20 protein-coding genes and 2 pseudogenes are annotated in these 23029 nt (G+C 72.2%); 14 read left to right on the forward strand and 8 right to left on the reverse strand.

Annotated features, from left to right (window positions below; all coding sequences use genetic code 11):
• The first annotated feature begins 120 nt into the window (after nt 1-120).
• The 4 genes and pseudogenes from LXN57_RS00865 to LXN57_RS48275 all read left to right on the forward strand — a co-directional run.
• Nucleotides 121-1551, forward strand: coding sequence for a PepSY-associated TM helix domain-containing protein (locus tag LXN57_RS00865; RefSeq protein ID WP_251795891.1), 1431 nt, complete (start codon nt 121-123; stop codon nt 1549-1551).
• Nucleotides 1552-1683: 132 nt separating this feature from the next.
• The gene (locus LXN57_RS00870) at nt 1684-3876 is read left to right on the forward strand and encodes a rhamnogalacturonan lyase (protein ID WP_438872810.1); all 2193 of its coding nucleotides are present in this window, start codon (nt 1684-1686) and stop codon (nt 3874-3876) included.
• A gap of 78 nt (nt 3877-3954) precedes the next feature.
• Nucleotides 3955-4593 (forward strand): ABC transporter ATP-binding protein, encoded by a 639-nt coding sequence (locus tag LXN57_RS00875; RefSeq protein ID WP_251795892.1) that lies wholly within the window; start codon nt 3955-3957, stop codon nt 4591-4593.
• Between the two features lie 75 nt (nt 4594-4668).
• Nucleotides 4669-4719: pseudogene (locus tag LXN57_RS48275) on the forward strand (hypothetical protein); the annotation flags it as partial.
• Here the strand turns inward: LXN57_RS48275 and LXN57_RS00880 are convergent.
• Nucleotides 4703-5359 (reverse strand): annotated as a pseudogene (locus LXN57_RS00880) (response regulator); the annotation flags it as partial. The pseudogenes LXN57_RS48275 and LXN57_RS00880 overlap by 17 nt on opposite strands.
• A complete protein-coding gene (locus tag LXN57_RS00885; protein WP_251795894.1) occupies nt 5356-6528 on the reverse strand; it encodes a sensor histidine kinase in 1173 nt (390 codons plus the stop codon). The pseudogene LXN57_RS00880 and the gene LXN57_RS00885, both read right to left, overlap by 4 nt.
• Nucleotides 6529-6670: 142 nt before the next feature.
• On the opposite strand from LXN57_RS00885, the gene LXN57_RS00890 reads away from it, so the two are divergent.
• The 4 genes from LXN57_RS00890 to LXN57_RS00905 are packed head-to-tail and all read left to right on the forward strand — an operon-like array spanning nt 6671 to nt 12160.
• Complete coding sequence (locus LXN57_RS00890; RefSeq protein WP_251795895.1) at nt 6671-8695, forward strand: MMPL family transporter; 2025 nt, start codon at nt 6671-6673, stop codon at nt 8693-8695.
• Nucleotides 8696-8751: 56 nt separating this feature from the next.
• Complete coding sequence (locus LXN57_RS00895; RefSeq protein ID WP_251795896.1) at nt 8752-9276, forward strand: PadR family transcriptional regulator; 525 nt, start codon at nt 8752-8754, stop codon at nt 9274-9276.
• Entirely contained in the window at nt 9273-9953 is a 681-nt protein-coding gene (locus LXN57_RS00900) for an ABC transporter ATP-binding protein (protein ID WP_251795897.1), read from the forward strand. The genes LXN57_RS00895 and LXN57_RS00900 overlap by 4 nt, the downstream gene beginning before the upstream one ends.
• Entirely contained in the window at nt 9950-12160 is a 2211-nt protein-coding gene (locus tag LXN57_RS00905) for an FtsX-like permease family protein (protein ID WP_251795898.1), read from the forward strand. Before LXN57_RS00900 ends, LXN57_RS00905 begins: the two co-directional genes overlap by 4 nt.
• Here LXN57_RS00905 and LXN57_RS00910 read toward each other — a convergent pair.
• Entirely contained in the window at nt 12157-12894 is a 738-nt protein-coding gene (locus tag LXN57_RS00910; RefSeq protein WP_251795899.1) for a P-loop NTPase, read from the reverse strand. The genes LXN57_RS00905 and LXN57_RS00910 overlap by 4 nt on opposite strands.
• A gap of 9 nt (nt 12895-12903) precedes the next feature.
• Nucleotides 12904-13431 (reverse strand): AAA family ATPase, encoded by a 528-nt coding sequence (locus tag LXN57_RS00915; RefSeq protein ID WP_251795900.1) that lies wholly within the window; start codon nt 13429-13431, stop codon nt 12904-12906.
• A gap of 299 nt (nt 13432-13730) precedes the next feature.
• On the opposite strand from LXN57_RS00915, the gene LXN57_RS00920 reads away from it, so the two are divergent.
• Both LXN57_RS00920 and LXN57_RS00925 read left to right on the forward strand, forming a co-directional pair.
• Nucleotides 13731-14453: a copper homeostasis protein CutC gene (locus tag LXN57_RS00920; protein WP_251795901.1), complete on the forward strand. Its 723-nt coding sequence runs from the start codon at nt 13731-13733 to the stop codon at nt 14451-14453.
• A 43-nt stretch (nt 14454-14496) separates the two neighbouring features.
• Nucleotides 14497-16701, forward strand: coding sequence for a putative bifunctional diguanylate cyclase/phosphodiesterase (locus tag LXN57_RS00925; RefSeq protein ID WP_251795902.1), 2205 nt, complete (start codon nt 14497-14499; stop codon nt 16699-16701).
• Between the two features lie 57 nt (nt 16702-16758).
• Here LXN57_RS00925 and LXN57_RS00930 read toward each other — a convergent pair whose 3' ends face one another.
• Complete coding sequence (locus tag LXN57_RS00930) at nt 16759-17550, reverse strand: SDR family oxidoreductase (RefSeq protein ID WP_251795903.1); 792 nt, start codon at nt 17548-17550, stop codon at nt 16759-16761.
• A 57-nt stretch (nt 17551-17607) separates the two neighbouring features.
• A complete protein-coding gene (locus LXN57_RS00935; RefSeq protein WP_251795904.1) occupies nt 17608-17946 on the reverse strand; it encodes an ArsR/SmtB family transcription factor in 339 nt (112 codons plus the stop codon).
• Between the two features lie 226 nt (nt 17947-18172).
• On the opposite strand from LXN57_RS00935, the gene LXN57_RS00940 reads away from it, so the two are divergent.
• Nucleotides 18173-18544 (forward strand): hypothetical protein, encoded by a 372-nt coding sequence (locus tag LXN57_RS00940; RefSeq protein WP_251795905.1) that lies wholly within the window; start codon nt 18173-18175, stop codon nt 18542-18544.
• On the opposite strand, the gene LXN57_RS00945 is transcribed toward LXN57_RS00940, so the two are convergent.
• A complete protein-coding gene (locus LXN57_RS00945) occupies nt 18519-19157 on the reverse strand; it encodes a TetR/AcrR family transcriptional regulator (RefSeq protein ID WP_251795906.1) in 639 nt (212 codons plus the stop codon). The two genes, LXN57_RS00940 and LXN57_RS00945, sit on opposite strands and share 26 nt — an antisense overlap.
• Nucleotides 19158-19217: 60 nt before the next feature.
• On the opposite strand from LXN57_RS00945, the gene LXN57_RS00950 reads away from it, so the two are divergent.
• The 3 genes from LXN57_RS00950 to LXN57_RS00960 all read left to right on the forward strand — a co-directional run bounded on the left by LXN57_RS00950 (nt 19218) and on the right by LXN57_RS00960 (nt 22515).
• Nucleotides 19218-20081 (forward strand): SDR family NAD(P)-dependent oxidoreductase, encoded by an 864-nt coding sequence (locus tag LXN57_RS00950; RefSeq protein ID WP_251795907.1) that lies wholly within the window; start codon nt 19218-19220, stop codon nt 20079-20081.
• Nucleotides 20082-20149: 68 nt separating this feature from the next.
• Nucleotides 20150-21805, forward strand: coding sequence for a fatty acyl-AMP ligase (locus LXN57_RS00955; protein WP_251795908.1), 1656 nt, complete (start codon nt 20150-20152; stop codon nt 21803-21805).
• A gap of 122 nt (nt 21806-21927) precedes the next feature.
• On the forward strand, nt 21928-22515 hold the full coding sequence (locus tag LXN57_RS00960; RefSeq protein WP_251795909.1) for a class I SAM-dependent methyltransferase: 588 nt from the start codon (nt 21928-21930) through the stop codon (nt 22513-22515).
• On the opposite strand, the gene LXN57_RS00965 is transcribed toward LXN57_RS00960, so the two are convergent.
• Nucleotides 22516-23016, reverse strand: coding sequence for a cupin domain-containing protein (locus tag LXN57_RS00965; protein WP_251795910.1), 501 nt, complete (start codon nt 23014-23016; stop codon nt 22516-22518). It lies immediately after the preceding gene.
• Between the last annotated feature and the right edge of the window lie 13 nt (nt 23017-23029).

Consider the following 23029-nt stretch of genomic DNA (forward strand, 5'->3'; position numbering starts at 1 on the left):
CCTGCTACCTGCACGGCGTTTCCCTCCTGAGGAATCGCTGGGAACTATCCCGGGCCGGAGGACGACCACACAGACGGCACCATCCCCCATGTCGTCGTGGACCCCCGGAACGAGGAGCCCATGTCCGCCGTCCCCGAAACTCAGGTCAAGCCCGCGCCCGTCCCCCGGCCGGAGCGGAGATCCAGCGGCTTCGGCGCGCTGCTGTTACGCCTGCACTTCTACGCGGGCATCTTCGTAGCGCCGTTCCTGTTCGTGGCCGCGCTCACCGGTCTCGCCTACACACTGACTCCTCAGCTCGACAGCCTCGTCTACAGCAACGAGCTGACCGTCGCGAGCACGGACGGCACACCGCGCCCGCTGGCCGAGCAGGTGGCGGCGGCCCGGCAGGCCCACCCCGACGGCGAGATCGCGACGATCCGGCCCGGCGAGGGGGACGGCACCACGCAGGTCGACTTCAATGTGGAGTCGCTGACCGACGACCGGCAGCACACGGTCTACGTCGACCCGTACACGGCCGAGGTGAAGGGGCAGCTCACCACCTGGTTCACCTACACCCCGCTGAAGACGTGGTTCGACGACTTCCATCGCAACCTGCAGCTGGGCGACCTCGGCCGGCACTACTCCGAGTTCGCGGCCAGCTGGCTGGCGATCATCGCGCTCGGCGGGCTGGCGCTCTGGTGGCGGCGGCAGCGCGGCAACCGTACGGCGAAAAGGCTTCTCGCCCCTGACCTGTCGGCCCGCAAGGGCGTGCGCCGCACCCGCAGCTTCCACGCCGCGACCGGTGTGTGGCTGACTGTGGGCCTGCTGTTCCTCGCCGCCACCGGACTGACCTGGTCGCGTTACGCGGGCGAGAACTTCGGCGCGGCCCTGGACGCGCTCGACTCGCGCACGCCGTCGCTCACCACCGGCGTCGACGCGCCCAGCGGCGACCACCACGGCGGCGCCTCGGGGGCGGTGGCGTTCGACCCGGCCACCGCCGACTCGGTGGTCAAGATCGCCCGCGACAACGGCCTCGACGGGCCGATCGAGCTGAGCGTGCCCGCCGATGCGGCCACGGCCTGGACCGTGACCCAGAACGACTCCGAGTTCCCCGTACGCAAGGACAGCATCGCCGTCGACGCCGCGAGCAGCACCGTGGTCGACCGCAGCGACTTCGCCGACTATCCCCTGCTGGCCCAGCTCACCAGCCTCGGCGTGAGCGCCCACATGGGCATGCTGTTCGGCGTCCCCAACCAGATCCTGCTCGCCCTGCTCGCCATCGGTCTCCTCACCGTCATCGTCTGGGGCTACCGCATGTGGTGGCAGCGCCGCCCGACCCGCACGGGCCGCCGCGCGCTGGTGGGTGCTCCCCCGGTCGAGCGCGGCGCCTGGCAGAAGCTGCCGCCGTGGGCCATCGCCGTCGGCGTCCCGGCCGTGATCGCCCTCGGCTGGGTGGTGCCGATGTTCGGCATCCCCCTCGCGGCTTTCCTGCTGGCCGACATGGCCGTGGGCGCGTGGCGCTCCCGCCCTGGCCCCTCGGTCCCGGTGTCGCCGCCGCCAGCCGGAAGCTGACGCGACCCCTCCGCCTTCTCTCTCGGCGCCCGATTCGATGCATCGCCCTCAGCCCATTGACCATCCATAGGCGTCGATGCACACTCAGGCAAGCGCTTACCTCGGGACATCCACCAGCGTGGAGGGCTTGCCGTGCGATCGATTCTGGCTGTCACGACGACGTTGACTCTGTTCGCCACTCCGGCCGCCGCGGTAGCTTCGCCCCGGCCCGAGGCGGACCGCGGGCTGGTCGTGGCCGGAACCAGTGAGGGCGCCTTCCTCAGCTGGCGGCTGTTCAAGCGCGAGGCCACCGGGCACAGCACCACCGGACTGACCGGCACGAACTTCCATGTGTTCCGGGACGGCAGACGGATCGCCACCGTCACCGACAGCACCAACTATTTGGACGCGGGTGGCAGCACGACCTCCCGCTACCAGGTGGCAGCCGTCGGCGGGAGGCGCAGCGACCCCGCCGCGACCAGCGCCACGAACTACTTCGACCTACCGTTGCGCAAGCCGGCCGACGGCGTGACGCCGGCCGGGGAGGCGTACACGTATTCGGCCAACGACATGAGCGTGGGCGACGTGGACGGTGACGGGCAGAACGAGTACGTCGTGAAGTGGGATCCGTCGAACTCCAAGGACGTGTCCCAGGTCGGCTACACGGGGCCGGTGTACGTCGACACGTACGAGCTGGACGGGACCCTGCGGCACCGGATCGACCTCGGCGTGAACATCCGGGCCGGGGCCCACTACACCCAGTTCCTGGTGTACGACTTCGACGGCGACGGCCGGGCCGAGATCATGATGAAGACCGCGCCCGGCACCCGGACAATCCGCAATGGACAGAATCGTCACATCACCCTGCCGAGGGCCGACCTGGCCCGCGGCTACCGCAACACCGACGACTACCGGCTCAGCGCGGCCGGCTACTACGAGCACCTCGTCAGGATGTTCCGTGGCTGGGCCGCTCACCCCGAAGTGGTGGCGGGACACTGGCCGGCCACGGTCGGCGAGGCCCTCGGTCTGACGCCCGCCGGCCGCAGCGCCGAGGAACTGGCCGACTACTTCATCGACGTGTACGCGCCCGCCCGCAGCCCGCGCAACGCACTGCGGGCGTTCCAGGGCTTCATCGTCGACGGACCCGAGTATCTGACCGTCTTCGAGGGCGCCACCGGCCGCGAGCTGGAAACGGTGCGCTACAAGCCCGGCCGCGACGACGACGGGCTCCGCTGGGGCGACTACGCGATGCCCCGGATCGAACCGGCCAACCGCGTCGACCGTTTCCTCGCGGGCGTCGCCTACCTCGACGGACGCCACCCGTCGGCTGTGTTCGCGCGCGGCTACTACACCCGGTCGACGCTGGTCGCGTACCGGTGGAACGGCCGTCACCTGGTCGAGAACTGGTATGTCGACAGCGGCTGGGCGCCCATGACGAACCCGTTCAACGACAGCCCGCACGGCCGCGACGGCGCCGATCCCGTGTACGGAAAGCTGACCACGCAGGGCTTCCACTCGCTCAGCGCGGCCGACGTCGACGGCGACGGCCAGCAGGAGGTCGTGTACGGCGCAGCCACCATCGACGACGACGGCAGCCTGCTCTACTCGTCGACCGGCGTGCTCCCCGAGGGCAGCGCCGACCCCGGCCGGCGCGTCCGCCTCGGCCACGGCGACGCCATGCACGTCACCGACATCGATCCGGGCCGCCCCGGCCTGGAAATCTTCACCGTGCACGAGAACGGCGCCTCGGCCCCGTACGGCATGGCCATGCGCGACGCCCGGACCGGCGAGGTCTTGTTCGGCGCCTACTCGGGCCGGGACACCGGCCGCGGCATGATCGGCGACGTTCTGCCGGACACTCCCGGCATCGAGTCCTGGGCCAGCCTCCCCGGCGGCACCGAGGCCTCGGGCCTGTACACGGCGCAGGGCCAGGTGCTGCCCGGAGCCGTCCCCGGCACCAACCAGAGCATTCGCTGGTCGGCCGACCTGACCACCCAGATCGTCAACGGAGCCGGCGACGTCACCCCGACGATCGACGACTGGCGCCGGGGCACACTGCTGACCGCCGAGGGCGCCCGGACGAACAACGGCACCAAGGGCAACGCCGGACTGATCGCCGACATCCTCGGCGACTGGCGCGAGGAGCTGCTGGTCCGCACGACAGACAGTTCGGCCGTACGCATCTACGTCAGCACCGAACCGACCGGGCACAAGCTCTACACCCTGATGGACGACCCCCAGTACCGCGCCGAGGTGGCCCGCCAGCAGACGACGTACAACCAGCCGTCGTACCCCGGCTTCTACCTGGCCTCCGACACCGACTGGAGCCGCGTGCCGCTCCGCTGAACACGCACCGTCACCCGCACCCGAAACGCGCGCCGGGTGGGGGCGGCGCCGGCGCGCCTGGTCGGGAAGGATGGGTGGGTGACCACAGACCTCGTCAGACTGAACGCGGTGACTCACCTGCGCGGCGCGACCGCCGTGGTCAGCGAGGTCAGCCTGGCCCTGCCCCCGGCTCGGCTGACCGTGCTGGCGGGCCGCTCCGGGTCGGGCAAATCAACCCTGCTGCACCTGGTCGCCGGCATCATGGCGCCGTCCCGGGGCGAGGTCACGGTCGGCGGCAAGCCGGCAACCTCGGTGCACGACTGGGCGCAGGTGTCCCTGCTCCCCCAGCGCCCGGCCCTGGCCCCCGAGCTGACGGTCGCCGAGAACGCCCACCTGCCGGCCAGTCTGCGCGGCCGCACCCCCGACCCCGAGCTGCTGGCCCGCCTCGGCCTCGACGCCCTGGCCACCCGCCCCGCGCACGACACTTCCCTGGGCGAGCAGCAGCGCACGGCCCTGGCTCGCACCCTCGTGCTGAGCCCGGCCGTGGCCCTGCTCGACGAGCCCACCGCCCACCAGGACGACGAACACGTGGCGCTGGTCCTCTCCGCGCTGACGACTGCGGTGACCGACGGCACTCTGGCGCTGGTGGCCACCCACGACCAGCGCATCATCGACCTGGCTGACACCCTGCTGCCGCTGCGTTCAGGCCGTCTGGAAGAAGAAGTCCAGGCCCGCTGACCGACTTCGCGTCCTGGACCACACGATGCACCGCCCTTCGAGAAGACGTCGGTCACGCTTCGCCCGTACCACGACTGGGCCTCCCGCGGCCCGTCGACGATGCGGGTCTGGCTGTCCCTGGTCTGAGCAGACCGGACTCGTAGGCGACGATCACGGCCTGGACGCGGTCCCGCAGGCCGAGCTTGCCGAGCAGGCGCTTCATGTGGGTCTTGACCGTGGACTCCTCGACGAACAGGGACGCGGCGATCTCGGCGTTCGAGAGGCCACGCGCGACCAGCTCGAGGACGTCCCGTTCGCGGGCGGTCAGGGTGCGCAGGCGCCGGGCGACGGCCGGGTCCGGGGGCACGGCGGCGGCCATCCGGTTGATGACCGTACGGGTCACCGACGGGGACAGCAGCGACTCGCCGGCGGCGATCGTGTGGACAGCCTCGATCAGGCGCTCGGGGCGGGTGCGCTTGAGCATGAAGCCGGACGCCCCCGCGGCCAGCGCGCCGAAGACGTAATCGTCGTCCTCGAAGGTGGTCAGCATCAGCACGCGCGCCGCGGGGACGGCCTCGCTCAGCTCGGCGGTGGCGGCGATGCCGTCGCGGTGCGGCATCCGGACGTCCATGAGCACGACCTGCGGCGCGAACTCGCGGGCCAGTGCCACCGCCTCGTGACCGTCGGCTGCCTCGCCGACCACCGTGATGCTGTCGTCGCTGGAGAGCACGGCCCGCAGCCCGGCCCGCATGAGGTCGTCGTCGTCGACGATCAGGACCGTCGTCATGTCCCCGCCGCGTACGGCAACCGGGCGCTCAGCCGGAACGTGCCGGCCTCACCAGCTGCCGCCTCCAGCGTGCCGTCGAGCAGGGCCGCCCTTTCCCGCATGCCCACGATCCCGAGGCCGCCCCCGGAACGCCGCCGCACGCCGACCGGATTGCTCACCTCGATGTCGACGGCGGCCGGCCCGTACGACATCCGGACGTCGGCCGTGCCCGAGCCGTGCCGGGCGGCGTTGGTCAGCGCCTCCTGCAGGATGCGGTAGGCGGCCCAGGCCACGCCGCTGGGTAGGCCCCGCCGGGCGCCGTGGAAGGTCGCCGACACGTCCAGACCGCTCGCCCGGTGCCGGTCGACCAACTCCTCCAGCGCGACCGTGTCGGCCGGCGCCGGACCGGCCGGCTCGTCGCCCTCGCGCAGGGCCCGGACGAGACGGTCGATGTCCGTGACCGTGCCGTGCGCGACCTCCTCGATCGTCTCGATGGCACGCAGCGACCGGCCGGCGTCCCGCCGGTGCAGCAGCCGGGCCGCGCCGGCCTGCACCAGGATCACGTTGATCGCGTGGCCGGCCGAGTCGTGCAGCTCGCGGGCGATCCGGATGCGCTCCTCGCTCGCGGCCAGGCGGCGTTGCGCCGCCAGGTCCTGCTCGCGCAGCCGGGCGTGCTCCTCGAGTTCGGCGATGCGCTGGCGGCGCAGGTGGCTGCGGTCGCCGGCGATCCAGACCAGCGCGAACATGGCCACCCAGGCGAACAGCCCGGACGACATGCTCAGCAACGGCTGGCGCTCGAGGACCATCACCGTCATGGCCGCCGGCACGAAGGCCGCCACCGCTACGGCCGCCGCCAGTCTTCGCCGCCGGTCGCCGCCCACCGCCTCGGCCAGCAGGTAGGTCGCGATCAGCGCGCCGGGCGGCACGTCGAGCCCGTAGTCGAACACGAGCAGTGCCAGCGTGCCGGCCGCGACCACGGCCCAGGCGACCCCCGGGAACCGGCGCGCGACCAGGAGCGGGGAAACCGACGCCGCGGCCAGCACGACGCCAAAAGCATCGAGCTCGCGATAGCCGGGTTCGGCCGCGCCCAGGCCGCCCTCGCGCAGCATCCCGATCGTGAAGACGCCGGCGGCGACCGCCACGGCGGCGTCGGCCACGGTCCGGCCGCGTGCCCCAGTCCTGACCCTCACCCGGCCAGCGTACGAGGGCCGGCGGCGCGCCGGATCCCCCCGAGGGGGTACGCGCGAACACCACCACCGAGCGATTCGCCGCGGTCACCGGCCCGCCTAGCGTCACTTCCCGTTGCTGGGGCACGCCTTCGGGGAGGAATCGATGTTCGTACGACTGGCCGGCTGGTCCGACCGGCACCGCTGGACGGCGCTGCTGCTGTGGGTGCTGATCCTGGCCGGGGTCACCACCGGCGCCCGCCTCGCCGGAAGCGACTTCCGCAACGACTTCACGCTGCCCGGCGCTGAATCCCAGCGGGCGCAGGACCTGCTGGCCGAGCGGGCGCCCAACCGCGCCGGCGGCACCCTGCAGATCGTGTACCGCGACCCCGCCGGCCTCGCCGGCCTCGGGGCGCCGACCGGGGTGAGCGGCCTTCCGCACGTCACGGGTGTCACGGAGCCGACCGTGTCCCGTGACGGCGCCGTCGCGTACGTGACGGTCACGCTGGACGTCCCGGCCGAGTCCATGCCCGTCGAGGCCACCCGCCGCATCATCGACACTGCCCGGGCGGCCGGCAGCCCCGGCCGTACCGTCGAGGTCGGCGGCGAGGCCGCTCGAGCCGCCGAGGAGGCGGAGGGCGGCGCCGCCGAGGGCGCCGGGCTGCTGGCCGCGCTGGTGATCCTCGTCCTGCTGTTCGGGTCGCTGCTCGCCGCCAGCCTGCCGATCATCATCGCGCTGTTCGCCGTCGGCACCGCCATCGGGCTGGTCACGCTCGCCTCCCACGTCGCCACGGTCGCCGACTTCACCACGCCGCTGCTGATTCTGGTCGGGCTCGGGGTCGGCATCGACTACGCGCTGCTCGTCTTCTCGCGCTTCCGCGGTGAGCTGGCCGACGGCGCCGACCGGGTGACGGCGGCGCGGACGGCCCTGGACACGGCCGGCCGGACAGTCTTCTTCGCCGGCACGACCGTCATCATCGCCCTGCTCGGCCTCGTCCTGCTGGGTCTGGGGGCGCTGCAGGGCGTGGCGGTCGCCCTGGCCGTCACGGTGCTGGTGACGATGCTGGCCGCCCTGGTGCTCCTGCCCGCGCTGCTCGGGCTCTTCGGCGCCCGGCTGGAACGCGCTGCGGCCAGGCGTCGCCGCACGGAGGGACAGTGGTGGCGCCGCTGGAGCGACGCGGTGGCCCGACGTCCCTGGCCGGCCGTCGTGCTGCCGTTCCTCGCGCTGGCCGCCCTGACGGTTCCCGTGCTGGACATGCGGCTGGGCTTCGCCGACGCCGGAACCGACGACCCGGGCAAGACCAGCACCCGGGCCTACGACCTGCTGGCGCAGGGCTTCGGGCCGGGCGTCAACGGTCCGCTCGTGGTCGTGGTGCCGGGCGCCGATCCACAGGCGCAGTCCGTCCGCCGGACGGTCGCGGGAACACCCGGTGTCGCGTCGGTGACGGCGCCGATGCGGGCGCCGGGAAGCGATGTGGCCACGCTGATCGCCATCCCGGCGTCGGCGCCGCAGGACGAGGCGACATCCGACCTGGTCGCCACGCTGCGGGAGTCGCTGGGCGGCGCCGCCCTGATCGGCGGGCCGACCGCAGCTGTCGTCGACGTCTCGGCCGCCCTGTCCGAGCGCCTGCCGGTGTTCGTGGCGGTCGTGGTCGGACTGTCGGCCCTGTTGCTGCTGATCCTGTTCCGGTCGTTGCTGATCCCGCTCAAGGCGGCGGTGCTCAATCTGCTCAGCGTCGGCGCGGCCATGGGCATCGTGGTGCTGGTCTTCCAGCGCGGCGCCTTCGGGGTGCCGCCCGGCCCGATCGAGGCGTACGTGCCGGTCATGATCTTCGCCATCGTCTTCGGCCTGTCCATGGACTACGAGGTCTTCCTGCTGGCCCGCATGCACGAGGAGTGGGAGCGCAGCCGGGACGCGGCCACCGCCGTCCGCGAGGGCCTGGCCACCACGGCCCGCGTGGTCACCGCTGCGGCCGCCATCATGGTCGTCGTCTTCGGCGCCTTCCTGCTCTCGCCCGATCGCATGCTGCAGCAATTCGGGCTGGGCCTGGCCACCGCGGTCCTCATCGACGCCGTCGTCATTCGCTGCCTGCTGCTCCCGGCCGCCATGCACCTGTTCGGCGCCCGCGCCTGGTGGCTCCCCGCCGGCCTGGCACGTCGCCTGCCCCGGCCGGCTCTGGAACACGTCTGAGACGTGTCGGCCGCGGGTATTATCTGGGCGTATACTTTCGGCGTATAGTCGGACGCATGACGGTGCCGCTGACCCTTCTCGGGCTGCTCGAACGTGAGCCCAGCCATGGCTACGACCTCAAACGCGACTACGACGCGTTCTTCGGGCGCGACAAGCCCCTCTCCTTCGGCCAGGTCTATTCGACGCTGAGCCGGCTCGCCCGCGACGGCAAGGTCGTGATCAGCGACCCCGAGGCGGGCGCCGGCCCCGACCGCAAGCGTTACGTCATCACCGATTCCGGGGCGACCGAGGTCGACGCCTGGCTCACCGAACCGGTCGCCCCGGAGCCCCACCTGCAGACGGTGCTGTTCGCCAAGGTGACCCTGTCGCTGCTGCTGGGCCGCCCGGCCGAGCACTACCTCGACACCCAGCGCGCCGCCCACATGCGGCGCATGCGCGAGCTGACCACGGTCAAGCGCTCCGGCAACCTCGTCGACTCGCTCCTCGCCGACCACGCCATGTTCCACATCGAGGCCGATCTGCGCTGGATCGACCTGACCGCGGCCCGCCTCGACGCCCTCGCCCGGGAGGTCCGGCAATGACGATTCTCGAGGCCCGCGACGTCCACCTCTCGTTCGGCCGCACCCCGGCCCTGCGCGGCGCCGATCTGCGGCTGGCCGAGGGCGAGATCCTCGCCGTCATGGGGCCCAGCGGCTCCGGCAAGTCCACCCTGCTGCACTGCCTGGCCGGCATTCTCGTGCCCGATTCCGGCGAGGTTCACTTCGACGGGCAACGCATCGACCGGCTCGGGGAGACCGGCCGCAGCGCCCTGCGCCGCGACCGATTCGGCTTCGTGTTCCAGTTCGGACAGTTGGTCCCCGAGCTGAGCGCCGAAGAGAACGTCGCGCTTCCCCTCCTGCTCTCGGGCGTGCGGCGGTCGAAGGCGACCGCCCAGGCCCGGGTCTGGCTCGACCGGCTGGGCCTCGACGGGCTGGCCGGCCGCACCTCGGGCGAGCTCTCCGGCGGCCAGGCCCAACGGGTCGCGCTGGCCCGCGGTCTCGTCGCCCGCCCGCGGGTGCTGTTCGCCGACGAGCCCACCGGCGCGCTCGACTCGCTCACCGGCGAGCAGGTCATGGATCTGCTGGTCGGCGCGGCGCGCGAGGCGGGCACGGCGGTGGTGCTCGTGACGCACGAGCCCCGCGTGGCCGCGTACGCGGACCGCGAAGTTGTCGTGCGCGACGGCCGGGTGCTGGCGCTCACCGCGGAGCCCGTCGCATGATCCGCTTCGGGCTGCGTCTCACGCTGGCGGGGGGTCGTGAGGCGCTGGTACGACTCGCGGTCATCGCGGTCGCGATGGCGCTCGGGGTCGGCATGCTGGTGGCCGCGCTGGCCGGGCTGGGCGGGGTCGCCAGCCAGAACGACCGCTACGGCTGGGCCAACTCGACCATCGAGGCCGGCGCCGACCCGCTGTGGTGGCAGCTGCGGATCGACGGCTTCGACGCGCGGACCGTCGGCCGGGTCGACCTGGCCGCCACCGGCCCGCAATCGCCCGTGCCACCGGGTCTGCCCCGGCTACCCGGCCCCGGCGAATACTTCGCGTCCCCGGCCCTGGCCGAGCTGATCGCAACCATTCCCCCGGCCGAACTGGCCGACCGCTACCCCGGCCGCTTCGCCGGCGCCATCGGCGACGAGGCCCTGCCCTCGCCCGACTCGCTGGTCGCCGTGGTCGGCTACTCGCCCGCCGAACTGTCCCAGCGCCCCGGCGTGCGGCGGGTCGGCACGATCGCGACGGTCGCGCCGGCCGACTGCCCCGGCGGTTGCTGGGCGGGCATACCCACCTCCGGGCTGCAGCTGGTGCTGGGCGTGGTGGCCGCCGCGCTCATCTTCCCGTTGGTCATCCTGGTCGGCACCACCACGCGTCTCGCCGCCACCCGCCGCGAGCAGCGCTTCGCGGCGATGCGCCTGGTCGGCGCGACGCCTGGGCAGGTCGGCGTCGTCGCGGCCGTGGAAGCCATGGTCTCCGCGATCGCCGGTACCGCCGCCGGTCTCGTCCTGTTCCTCGTCTTCCGCGACGCGCTGGCCGCGCTCCCGTTCACCGGGGCGCCCATGTTCCCGGCCGACCTGGCGCTCAGCCCGCCGCTGGCGCTCGGCGTCGCCTTCGGCGTCCCCCTGCTGGCCGCTGTGGCTGCTCTGGTCGCGCTTCGGCGCGTACGGGTGTCGCCGCTGGGCATAGCCCGCCGGGCCGCCGCCCGTCCGCCGCGCGCCTGGCGCGTCGTGCCGCTGGTCGCCGGTCTGGCCGAGCTCTCGTACTTCGTGGGCCGCCGGCCATCCACGACGGACGGTCAGATCGTGGCCTACCTGTCCGGCATCCTCATCGTGATGATCGGTCTGGTGGTGGCCGGGCCCTGGCTCACCATGGCCGCCGCCCGCATCGTCGCCCGCCGCGCGAACGGTACCGCCGGGCTGATCGCGGCCCGCCGTCTGGCCGGCCACCCCCAGGCCGGCTTCCGCTCGGTCAGCGGCCTCGTGATCGCGCTGTTCGTCATGACGGTCGCGGTCGGCGTCATGGGGTCCCTGAACGCGGACAAGGCGAAAGAAATGGCTGCCATCGGCAGCGTCGAAAGCTCCGTGCTGCACACCATCTTCCGCGACGGCCTGCCCGCCCCGACCGGCGATCCGGTGCCGGCCGCCCTGAAGAGCCAATCGGGCGTACGGGAAATCGCCGTGACCCGGCGCCCGCCGGCCGACCAGCCGCCGCCGAGGCAGCCGCTCGGCGAGTGGGGCTGGCCCACGGCGCTGGCGTCCTGCGCCGACCTGGCCGTCATGGCCACGAACGGCCGATGCGCGCCCGGCGCGACGACGGCGTGGGTCTACAACGGCCTGAGGGGCCCCGACGGCTGGAACGGCGTCTGGCCCACGGCCGGCGTTCCCGCCGACCGCCTGCCCAGCCTCGCGGTCGACTCGATCGTGACGTACACCGACGGCTCCCGGGCCGCGATCGAGCGCGCCCGCACCACGCTCGCCCTCGCCCATCCCATGATGTATTCGCCGTACACCGACGCCGAATGGAACGCCGAGTCCACGCGCACCTTCGACGGCTGGCAACGCCTGGCCGACGTGGTCGTGCTGGCCGGCCTGGCCATCGCCGGGTGCAGCCTGGCGGTGGGCGTCGCCGCCGGCTTGAGCGAGCGCAAGCGCCCGTTCAGCATGCTCCGCCTGGCCGGCGTCCCTCTGCGCACGCTGCGCCGCGTGGTGGCCTGGGAAAGCGTGACCCCGCTGCTGGCTGCGTCCGCGGTGGCCCTGGGCGCCGGGCTGCTCGCGGCGCATCTGTTCCTGCGCGCGCAGTTGGAGATCTCGCTGCACCCACCGGCCCTGTCGTTCTACGCGACCGTGCTGGGCGGCATCGCGGCCTCCCTCGCCGTCATCAGCCTGACCCTGCCCCTGCTGCGCCAGATCACCGGCCCGGAGGCCGCCCGCAACGACTAACCGATGTGCGCTTCCACAGCCGCGAGGACGGGGGCCAGATCGGCCTCGCCGATCGCCCCGCCGGGCCGGAACGGCAGCCGCGCCAGCCGTCCGACGCCGGCGGCCCAGATGGTGCGCTCCTCGGGCGCGGGCGTGTGCAACTCGGTCCGCTCGCCACAGCCCGGACAGGCGAAGTACGCCATGTTCTCGACCCCGCCCAGCACCGGAGTCCGCACCGAACGCAGCACCTCGATCGTCCGCCCGGTGTCCAGATGCGACACCTCGGCCGGCGTCACCACCAGGATCGTCCCCACCCGCCCGGCGCCGGACAGCACGCCCTGCTGCGTGAAGCTGGCGCCGGGCGGCAGATCAACCACCAGCACCTCGACGTCGCCCCAGTTCGTCTCGTTGAGAAGCCGGCCGAGCATGAGATCGCTCAGATCCGTGCCGAGCGCGAGCCCCTGATTCCCGGCCAGCAGAAACCCGGCCGAGGCCACCTTGAGCCCGTCCACCTCGACCGCTTCCAGCCCCGCGTCACGCCCGCCCCGCGTCCACCGCGCCAGCGTCACCGACCCGGCCGGCACATCCCGCCGGATACCCAGCATGCGCGGCACATCGGGCCCGGCGATGTCAGCATCGACGAGTCCGGCTCTGCGCCCGCTGCGAGCCAGCTGCCGCCCCAGCGCCACCGCGACACTCGTCTTCCCGACGCCACCCTTGCCACTGGCCACAGCGATGATCGGCAGTTCGCCCATTCGCCCACCTTAGGTGACGGCGTCCTGAACGAGGGCTGCGCGAGCCTCCAGCGGTCCGGCGGGCACGTCGACGATCGTGAAGCCCGCCTCCCGGTAGGCCTGTTCGTGGACCCGCTCGAAGGCCAGGGACTCCTCGAAAGTGATGCGACGAGCGGCCGTCGGCCGGACGAAGCCCTGGTTGCGGACGAGGAACACGGCCGGCTCGTACACACGCTCCACCCGCATCCGGCCGAGCTCGGCGAGCAGCTCCGTCGGCGGATCGACACCGAGGAAGCGGCTCAACGCCAGCGTGCACACGGGTGATCGGTCGAAGAAGGTGATGCCGTCGCGGGTGCTCAGCTGCCGCCGGCGCTGGAGTTCCACAATGCGCTCGATGAAGGCCGGGGCCTCCCACGGTTCCTCGACGCCCAGCGCCTGCTGCAGCGCGATGACGTCGGTGGCGGCCTCCTCGACGACCGCGAACCCGGCGGTCTCGAGCCGGCGCAGAACGGCCGTTTTTCCCGAACCCGGGGCGCCGGTGAGCACGTATCTCGCCATGCGGCCAGCTTTCCGCGGCGCCGCCGGGGACGACAGCCTTCCGCGATCGTGAATCGGGTCGATCCGTGGGGGCTCGACATCGTGGGGGCCGCCGCAGGCCGATATCGGCCTGGAACGTCGACAGCGGGCGCGGGTCATCCGGGCATACGCCGGTCGCCCCGAGTTTCGTCCGGCGATCGGCACGGCGGCGGAACCCGATCGCCTCGCCCGGGAGAACGAGCCGCTGCACGGTTGAACCGGCGTCGATGGGATACTTCCGGGGTTCGTGACCGCTTGAGACAACGGGGGACCGCGGCCTGATGGTTGCCTTTGAGCTGGCTGTTCAGGATGCGCACGGGCTGGCTGTGGCGGCGCGGCTCCCGGTGGACCGGATCGAGCTCTGTTCGGCGCTGCCGCTGGGTGGGGTGACGCCGTCGCTGGGGTTCGTCGAGGCGGCCGTGGGCACGCCGGGCATGCCGCCGGTGCACGTGCTGGTGCGGCCGCGGCCCGGCGGTTTCGACTACGACCCGGCCGAGGCGGCGACGATCCTTTCCGACGTACGCCATGTGGTGCGCGCCGGCGCGGCCGGGGTGGTCGTGGGGGGCGTACGCGGGGGAAAGATCGACAGCGAGCTCACCGCGCGGGTGGTGGAAGCGGCGGGTGGGGCTGACGTGACGTTCCACCGCGCGTTCGACACGGTCGGCGACCCGTACGCGGGGCTCGACGAACTTGTGCGGCTCGGCGTGCGGCGAATTCTGACGTCGGCCGGGGCCGCCCAGGTCGCCGACGCGCTGCCGGCGCTGGCGAGCCTGGTGGCGGCCGCGGCCGGGCGCATCGAGATCATGGCCGGGGGCGGTGTGCACCCCGGCGTCGTCGAGAAGATCGTGGCCACCGGCGTCCCGGCCGTGCACGCCTCGGCCAAGCGGATCGTCCGCGACGCGGTGGGCGTTTCGCTGGGCACCGCCGACAGTTCCGGGCGCGAGACGACCGACGGGAACGAGGCCGACCGCATCATCGGGCTCCTGCGCACGCTGGCCGGATAGCGCAACCCGCTCACTTTTCCGGCGCGGCGGCCGAAAGGAGGTCGTGCCGAGATCGTGGTGGGGCGTCTGGCTGGCCTGCGGAAGCGTCGCGGCCGTCGTCCATCCCCTGCTGCCCTACGGGTGGTGGGCGGTGGCCCTCTCGGCGCTGATCTCGATCGGCTCCTGCGCCGTCATGACGGCCGGAGCACGGCGGCACCGGGGTCGTTCCGCCGGCGCCTGGTACCTGTTCGCGGCGGGCGTGGCCGTCTGGGCCGGCGGCGACCTGGTGTTCGCCGCTCTCACCATGCGCGGCGTGCTGACGTACCCGTCGTGGGCCGACGCCTTCTATCTGAGCGCGTACCCGTTGCTGGTCGCGGCCCTGTTCCTGCTCACCCGCCAGCGCGGCCGCATCCGGGCCGGCACCGTCATCGACTCCGCGATCATCACGGTGGGCGTGGGCATCGTCTACTGGACGGTCGTCATCGACCCGATCCGCACCGACGGCTCCCTGTCGCCGCTGGTCCGAGCGGTCACGGCCGGCTATCCGACCGCGGGCGTGCTGCTGTGCGCGGTGATCGTGCCCATGCTGCTGCAACGCGGCCCCCGCACGGTCAGCCTGTGGCTGCTGACCATCGGCAGCACGCTGACCCTGGCCGCCAACGCCGTCTACACGCTGCTCCCGGAGTTCTCGGCGCGATTCAGCTCGGCCGTCCTGGCGAGCTACCTGCTGGCGTACGTCCTCTGGGCCGCCGCCGCCCTGCATCCCTCGGCCGACGATCCCCCGGCGGCGCAGAGCGACCACCTCGGCCGCGGGCGGCTGCTCGTGCTGACCGGCTCGATGCTGCTCGTTCCGGTCCTCATGCTGGCCCACCGCGGAAGCGGCGGCGAACACGAGTTCTGGCTGACTGCGGCGTTCGGCTCGATGGCCCTGTTCGTGCTCGTCGCGAGCCGTCTGTCCGGTCACATCGCCCGCGTCGACCGGCAGGCCCGGCAACTCCGCGACCAGGCCGAGCGCGACGACCTGACCGGCCTGCCCAACCGCCGTCAGTTCGAGCGGCTCGCGTCCCGCGCCGCCGGGGACGGCCCGTGCCAGGTGGTGATGCTCGATCTGGCCGGCTTCAAGCACATCAACGACCGGCTCGGCCGCGCCGTGGGCGACCAGGCGCTGGTCGCCGTGTCCGAGCTGCTGCGCGACAGCGTGCGCGACCACGACCTGGTGGCGCGGATGGGCGCCGACGAGTTCGCCGTGCTGGTGCGCGACACCCGGCCCGGCGAGGCGGCCACGGTCGCGGCCCGGATCGCCGAACTTCTGCGCCGCCCGGTGCACGCCGGCGAGCACGAGCTGCTGTTGAACGCTCGCCTGGGCGTGTCGGCCGGACCGGAACAGAACGCCATCGAACTCGTCCGCCGGGCCGACACCGCCCGCTACGCGGCCAAGGAGTCCGGCGGGCAGCTGGTGGTCTACAGCGCCGAGCTGGACGAGCGGGCCGAGGCGGCCGAGCGGCTCGGCGCCGACCTGCGGCACAGCCTCTCCGACGGCGACTTCCACGTGGTCTACCAACCGATCGTCGGACTGTCCGACGGTCGTATGGTCGCCGTCGAGGCCCTCGTGCGCTGGACGCACCCGTTGCGCGGTTTCGTCAGCCCGGCCGGCTTCATCCCGGTGGCCGAGGACAACGGCCTCATCGTCGAGCTCGGCGAGTGGGTGCTGCGCACGGCCTGCGCCCAACTGGCGACGTGGCGGCGCGAGCTGGGCGACCGCGCCCCGGCCTACGTCAGCGTGAACGTGTCGGCGCGGCAGCTGAGCGAACCGGGTTTCCCCGCCGTGGTGAGCGCCGTCCTGTCCGAGAACAGCCTGGAACCGAGTGCGCTGCTGGCCGAGGTGACCGAGACCGCCATCTTCGGCGGCGGCGTGGCCATCGAGGCGGTCGAGGCGTTGCACCGGGCCGGGGTGCTGATCGCGCTGGACGACTTCGGCACCGGCCACTCGTCGCTCGGCCTGCTGCGCACCGTCCCGGTCGACGTGCTGAAGGTCGACAAGTCGTTCGTCGACGAGATCACCGAGGGCGGCCGCGCCGTCATCGTCGACGCCCTCATCCACGTCAGCAACGGGCTGGGCCTGCGCGCGGTGGCCGAGGGTGTCGAAACCGCCGAACAGGCGGCCTACCTGCGGGCGCTCGGCTACGAGTACGCCCAGGGCTACTACTTCGCCAAGCCGGCGCCCGGCCTCGACCTGGTCAGCACGCCCAGCCACGCCGACGGTGCGTGAGCCGCCGAACCGGCCTTGGTCAGCGCCCGGTGTACGTGAGCCGGCGGCGGGCTTTGGTCAGCGGGCCAGGTCGTGGCGGCGGTGGGTGAGCTTCTCGGCCAGCCAGACGGGCAGCAGGCGGCGGGCCGGGAAGACCAGCGCGGCGTTGCTGCCCACGGCGTAGCGCTGGCGGGGCTTGTCCTTCTCGATCGCGGCGACGATCGTGGCGGCGACCCGCTCGGCCGAGGCGCCGGCGGCCTCGTTGCGGTTGAGGGCGGCCAGCATGCGCTCGTAGTCGCGGCGATGCGGCGAATCGGGCTCGATGTAGCTGGTGCGGCGCTCGCTGATGCCCGTGCTGATGGCGCCCGGCTCGACCGTCGTGAACCACACGCCGTACGGGGAGAACTCGTGCCTTGCCCCGTTGCTGAAGCCCTTGATGGCGGCCTTGGTGGCGACGTACGACGAGCGGTAGGCCAACGGGAACGAGGCGAGCATCGAACCGACCATCACGACGCGGCCGTACCCCCGCTCCCGCATGCCGGGCAGGGTCAACTGCGTCAGCCGTACGGGACCCAGGACGTTGACCTGGAACAGCCGGCGCAGCGCGTCGCCCGGCAGCTCCTCGAACGGCCCGGACTGGCTCTCGCCGGCGTTGTTGACCAGGATGTCGACGGTCTTGACGCGCTCGGCCAGCGCCTCGATCGACTCGGGCTCGGTGAGATCCAGCGGCAGATACTCGACACCCGGCCGGGGCGCCACGGTTTCCGGGCGCCGGCTGGTGCCGAGCACCCGGTAGCCGCGGGCGGCGAGCGCGATCGCCGTGGCCAGGCCGATGCCGGACGAGGCGCCGGTGACCAACGCAGTTCTCATGCGCGAAACCCTATCGGGCCGCGGTGATCCCTTGATCGAGGCGGCGGGGCGTGCGGGCTATTCGGAGGGTGAGTGGGCCCGGAGCTCGGCCAGCAGTCCGTCGCGGTCGGTCAGGACGGCGCTGAGGATGCGGCGGCCCGCGGCCAGCAGGTCGGCGACGTCGGGGGTGCTCAGCGCGTACATGACCAGGCCGGCGTCGCGGAAGGAGACGACGACGCCGGTGCGGCGCAGGACGGCCAGTTGCTGGGAGAGGTTGGACGGCTCGACGTCGATCTCGGCGAGCAGGTCGCGGACCGGGCGCGGGCCGGACTGCAGCAGTTCGAGCACGCGGATGCGCACGGGATGGCCCAGCGTGCGGAACATCTCGGCCTTCGCCTGATAGAGCGGCACGGACATCGGCATCTCCCCCACTCCGAACGCGTGCCGACCACCTTAGGGGGCACCGGACGGGCCGTACCAATAAGCAATTGTCCAGGTGTGGAATTGCAGAAGTCTTCAATTCCCGGCGTAGTCGTTCTTATCTTCGGAGCCGGGCTCGCGTCCATGACGCACAGTGTGTCCGATCGATATTCACCGCCGTCGGCCATGCTCGTTCCACGACCACGGAAGGAGCACACGCGGAATGGCCGACATGGACGTGGCACTCAAGGACGCGCTGCAGCTGGACGGCGCACTCGCGGTGGCGATCGTGGACTGGAGCAGCGGAATGGCGCTCGCCACGGCGGGCGGCGGCTTCGGCTTCGACGTCTCTGTCGCGGCGGCGGCCAACACGGAAGTCCTACGGGCCAAAATGCGTACGCTGGAGATGCTGGGCCTTCGCGAGGGCGTCGAGGACATTCTGGTGACGCTCGGTTCGCAATATCATGTGATCCGCCCGATCACCGCTCCGGACGGCGGCGGCCTGTTCCTCTATCTCGCCCTGAACCGGGATCGCGCCAACCTGGCGATGGCGCGGCACCGGCTGCGGATCATCGAGCGGCAGTTGGAGATCTGAAGCCGGCGATCAGCGCGCCCAGCGTGCGGGCCAGGCGGGGCTCGACGTCGACGACCGCGTGGGCCAGTTCGGGCTGGGACTTGTAGAACTCCCGCAACTGCGTGCCCGGCGCGGCCATCTGCCAGAGAGCTCCGGCCAGGCCCGCCGCGGTCGCTACGACGTCGTACGCCTGCTGCTCGGTCAAGCCCTCGCGGCTGCCCAGATCACCGGCGACCGCCCGGACCGCAGCCAGCGAGGCCAGCTTGTAGACCCGGACGGACTCGAACGACACATTGCGCTCGAGGTTGAGCGGAATGTGCGCGAGCAGATCGCAGAACAGCGGCCGGGACACGAACGACCGGGCCAGCACAGCCTCGGGCGGGGCCGATTCCCAGGACGACCGGACGTCGCCGGTCCACTCGCGCCAGCACTCCGCGGCCAGCGCGAGGAAGATCTGCTCGCGCGTCTCGAAGTAGCGCAGCATCGCCGACTTGTGCATGCCGACCTCGGCCGCCACGTCGGTCAGCGTCACCTCGCGGACGCTGCGGGCGGTGGCCAGGGTGCGGGCGGCGCCGAGGATCGCGCGTTCACGTTGCTGCTTGGCCTCGGCGCTGCGGGCCCGGGTAGCGGACATCACACCTCCACCTTACACAACACCGTTGCGGCATTAACGCAACGGCGTTTCACTAAAGCCATGACACAGACATGGCTCATCACCGGATCGTCGCGGGGCTTCGGCGCCGCTCTCGCTCGCGCCGCCCTCGAAGCGGGCGACCAGGTCGTCGCCACGGCGCGGAAGCCCGCCGACCTCGACGAGCTCGTCGCCGCGTACGGGGAAAGGGTTTTGCCGGTCGCTCTCGACGTGACCGACCGGGATGCCGCCCGCGCCGCGGTCGAGCAGGCCGTCGGGCGGTTCGGGCGCATCGACGTGGTGGTCAACAACGCCGGCTACGCCAACGTGGGGCCGATCGAGACCACCGGCGAGGACGACTTCCGCCGGCAGTTCGACACCAACTTCTGGGGCGTCTATCACGTGACCCGGGCCGTGCTGCCGGTGCTCAAGAAGCAGGGCTCGGGCACGATCGTGCAGTTCTCGTCGGTCGGCGGGCGGGTCGGCGGAACGCCGGGGCTCGGCTCGTACCAGGCGGCCAAGTTCGCCGTCGACGGCTTCACCCGGGTGCTGGCGACCGAGACGGCGCCGCTGGGCATCCGCACGCTCGTGGTCGAGCCGAGCGGCTTCGCCACCGACTGGGCGGGCTCGTCGATGAGCGTCCACGACATCCCGGCGGAGTACGCCGGCACGGTCGGCCTGGTGGCGGGCGGCGGCGCGGGCCGGTCGGCCAACCTGGTCGCGGGTGACCCGGCGCGGGCCGGCGAGATCCTGGTGCGGGTGGTCAAGCGCGAGCACCTGCCCACCCACCTGCCGATCGGCGTCAACGCGGTCGAGATGTCGCGAGCGTACTCGGCCCGGCAGATCGCCGAGGTCGACGAGTGGGCCGCGGTCGGCCGCTCCGCCGACTTCGCCGAGCCCTACCCGGCGACCTACCCGCGGGACTGACCGCGGTTGTCCACAGGCCCGCGACGCCAACCCCGCGATCATGAACGGATCCGCGTAGCGTGCTGGACGTGAGCCGCTTCGTCGAAGGTGTCGTCGCCAACGCCGGCCGTGCCCGCACGGGCATGGTCACCGGCGAGCCCGGTCAGCCCGTCCGTCGTTCGTGGAACGACCTGCACGACCACGCTCGCCGCATCGCCGGCGGCCTGATCGCGAGCGGGCTGCGTCCCGGCCGGGCAGTGGCGGTGCTGGCCGGCCTGCCGGCCGAGATCGCCCCGGTGGCGCAGGGCGTGTGGCTGGCCGGCGGCAGCATGACGATGCTGCACCAGCCCACCCCGCGCACCGACCTCGCGGTCTGGCGCGACGACACGCTGCGCGTGCTGCGGATGATCGGCGCGCAGTCCGTCGTGGTCGGCGCGCCCTTCGACCAGATGGCGCCGGCCCTCGACGCGTACGGCATAAGGCACTTCTCCCCCGCCGAGCTCAGCGCGGCCCCACCGGCCGATCCGGTGCCGGTCGACGACGACAGCCCGGCGCTGCTGCAGCTGACCAGCGGATCCACGGCCGAGCCCAAGGCCGTACGCATCACCCACCGCAACCTGTACGCCAACCTGAGCGACGCCGGCGAGCACCTGAGCTGCGGCGAGGACGGCGTGATGGTGTCGTGGCTGCCCATGTTCCACGACATGGGCATGATCGGCTGCCTGGCGCTGCCCATGCTCAGCGGGCTCGAGCTGGTCAGCGTGACCCCGGCCGACTTCCTGGGCCGTCCGCTGCTCTGGGCCGAGCTGCTGAGCCGCTACGGCGGCACGATCACCACCGCCCCCAACTTCGCCTGGGCCGTGCTGGCCCGCCAGCTGGCCCGGGTCGAGCCGGGCCAGCTCGACCTGTCGAAGCTGCGCGTGGCGTGCAACGGCGCCGAGCCGATCGACCCGGCCACGATGCGCTCGTTCGTCCAGGTCGCCTCGCGTTTCGGCTTCGACCCCGGCGCCGTCAACTGCTGCTACGGCGCCGCTGAGAGCACGCTGGTCATCTCGATGTCGGGCGTGGCCGACCCGATGCAGCTCGACCACGTCGACGCCGCCGCCCTGGAGCGCGACAACCTAGCCACCCCCGCGCCCAGCGCCGGCACAGACGCCGAGCCTGCCGTGCGCGACATTCCTATGCTGGGCCGGCCGTTTCCGAGTGTCGAGGTGCGGGTGGTCGACGACGAGGGCAAGCCGCTCGGCGATCGGCAGGTGGGCCGCCTGCAACTGCGCGGGGAATCGGTCTCCGACGGCTACCTCACGCCCGACGGCTGGGAGCCGGCGCGCGACGCCGACGGCTGGCTCGACATCGGTGACGAGGGCTACGTGGCCGACGGGCAGATCGTTGTCTGCGGCCGCCGTAAAGACGTGATCATCATGGGCGGACGCAACATCTATCCCACCGACATCGAACGCGCGGCCGCCACGGTCCCCGGCGTCCGCGAAGGCAACGTGGCCGCCGTCCGGCTTCTGGCCGGTGACGGTGTGGCCCGCGAGTCCTTTGCCGTGCTGGCCGAGTCCCGTCAGGCGGGCGACGAGGCCGCCGCGGCCCAGATGGCCCGTGAGGTCACCGCCCGCGTGGTTTCCGAGATCGACGCCCGCCCGGCCACGGTCCGCATCCTGCCACCGGGTTCCCTGCCGAAAACCCCTTCCGGCAAACTCCGCCGAGCCGCGGCCAGGGCCCTGCTGGCCGGTCAGTAGGGCAACCGACCGCCCGATCGGCGTCGTCGATGTCCGGCGGCGACCGGGCGGGGGCGGCCCGGCTGGTGTGAAACCGTGCACTCGCTGTTGCCGGCGTCTGGTCCGGGCGGTTTGGCTGGGGCATGGCGCTGATCGCGTACGACAGTGTGGACGCGGCGGTGTTCCAGGCCGACCGCCATCTGAGTGACGACGCGCTGGGCGGGTGGCGTGACGCGATCTGCGGGCACTTCGACCCCCGGCCCGGAACGCGGATTCTCGACCTCGGGTGCGGCACCGGCAGCTGGGCCCAAGCCTTCCGGATGTGGTGGCCGGGCGTCGACGTCCTGGCGGTCGAGCCGTCGCCGGCGATGCGCGACCGCGCGGCCTTTCAGCCGATCGTGCCCGGCACAGCCGACAACCTGCCGTTCCCGGACGCCAGCTTCGACGGGGTCTGGCTCTCCACGGTGATCCATCATCTTCCCGACCTCGCGGCGGCCGCCCGGGAGATCCGCCGAGTGCTGAAGCCGGACGCGCCGGTGATGATTCGATCGGTCTTTCGGGGCCGGCACGACGGGATCAGCCTGTTCCATTGGTTTCCCGAGGCGATTGGCGTGCTCGACCGCTATCCCAGCGTCAGCGAGGTCGAGGAGGCGGAGAGCGTTCAATTGCTTCCTTCCGGCCGGTTCCCGGATGACGATGGCCCGCGCGTCCAGGTCGGCCCGCCGGCGTGACTACAGGAACTCACTGCGGTACGTGGAGGCCAGTTCGGCCGCGCGGTGGCGGCGCTCGGCGAGCTCGTCGGGCGACAGCTGAGGCGGTGGCGCGTCCTTGCCGGCGATCACGTCGCCGATGCGCAGGAAGTACTCGTCCTGCCCGGCCGGGGTACACATGCAGAGCATCCGGGCCGGCGCGCCGGAGACGTTGCGGAAGTTGTGCGGCGCGTTGGCCGGGATGTTGATCGTCGACCCGGCCCGGACGGTGTGCTTCTCACTCCGGAACATGAACTCGATCTCGCCCTCGAGGATCGTGAACATCTCCTCGAAATCGTGCCTGTGCGGGGGCGGGCCGCCACCGTCGGGGATGCGCATATCGATCAGGCAGTACTGGCCGTCGGTCTGCTCGCCGGTGATGAGCATGGCGTACGTGTTGCCGACCAGCGAGACGTACGTCGTGCTCGGGTCGTCCGGATGGGCCACGGTCAGCGAGCGGGACGGGTCGTCATCGGGAATCATTGCTGGGGCTCCT

Source organism: Paractinoplanes hotanensis (assembly GCF_023717965.1).
In the GTDB taxonomy this organism is placed as follows: Bacteria; Actinomycetota; Actinomycetes; order Mycobacteriales; family Micromonosporaceae; genus Actinoplanes; species Actinoplanes polyasparticus.

Coding starts and splice junctions, on each gene's coding strand:
- LXN57_RS00865 (WP_251795891.1), top strand. CDS start 121: ATGTCCGCCGTCCCCGAAACTCAGGTCAAGCCCGCGCCCGTCCCCCGG.
- LXN57_RS00890 (WP_251795895.1), top strand. CDS start 6,671: ATGTTCGTACGACTGGCCGGCTGGTCCGACCGGCACCGCTGGACGGCG.
- LXN57_RS00895 (WP_251795896.1), top strand. CDS start 8,752: ATGACGGTGCCGCTGACCCTTCTCGGGCTGCTCGAACGTGAGCCCAGC.
- LXN57_RS00900 (WP_251795897.1), top strand. CDS start 9,273: ATGACGATTCTCGAGGCCCGCGACGTCCACCTCTCGTTCGGCCGCACC.
- LXN57_RS00905 (WP_251795898.1), top strand. CDS start 9,950: ATGATCCGCTTCGGGCTGCGTCTCACGCTGGCGGGGGGTCGTGAGGCG.
- LXN57_RS00910 (WP_251795899.1), bottom strand. CDS start 12,894: ATGGGCGAACTGCCGATCATCGCTGTGGCCAGTGGCAAGGGTGGCGTC.
- LXN57_RS00915 (WP_251795900.1), bottom strand. CDS start 13,431: ATGGCGAGATACGTGCTCACCGGCGCCCCGGGTTCGGGAAAAACGGCC.
- LXN57_RS00920 (WP_251795901.1), top strand. CDS start 13,731: ATGGTTGCCTTTGAGCTGGCTGTTCAGGATGCGCACGGGCTGGCTGTG.
- LXN57_RS00930 (WP_251795903.1), bottom strand. CDS start 17,550: ATGAGAACTGCGTTGGTCACCGGCGCCTCGTCCGGCATCGGCCTGGCC.
- LXN57_RS00935 (WP_251795904.1), bottom strand. CDS start 17,946: ATGTCCGTGCCGCTCTATCAGGCGAAGGCCGAGATGTTCCGCACGCTG.
- LXN57_RS00940 (WP_251795905.1), top strand. CDS start 18,173: ATGGCCGACATGGACGTGGCACTCAAGGACGCGCTGCAGCTGGACGGC.
- LXN57_RS00945 (WP_251795906.1), bottom strand. CDS start 19,157: ATGTCCGCTACCCGGGCCCGCAGCGCCGAGGCCAAGCAGCAACGTGAA.
- LXN57_RS00950 (WP_251795907.1), top strand. CDS start 19,218: ATGACACAGACATGGCTCATCACCGGATCGTCGCGGGGCTTCGGCGCC.
- LXN57_RS00960 (WP_251795909.1), top strand. CDS start 21,928: ATGGCGCTGATCGCGTACGACAGTGTGGACGCGGCGGTGTTCCAGGCC.
- LXN57_RS00965 (WP_251795910.1), bottom strand. CDS start 23,016: ATGATTCCCGATGACGACCCGTCCCGCTCGCTGACCGTGGCCCATCCG.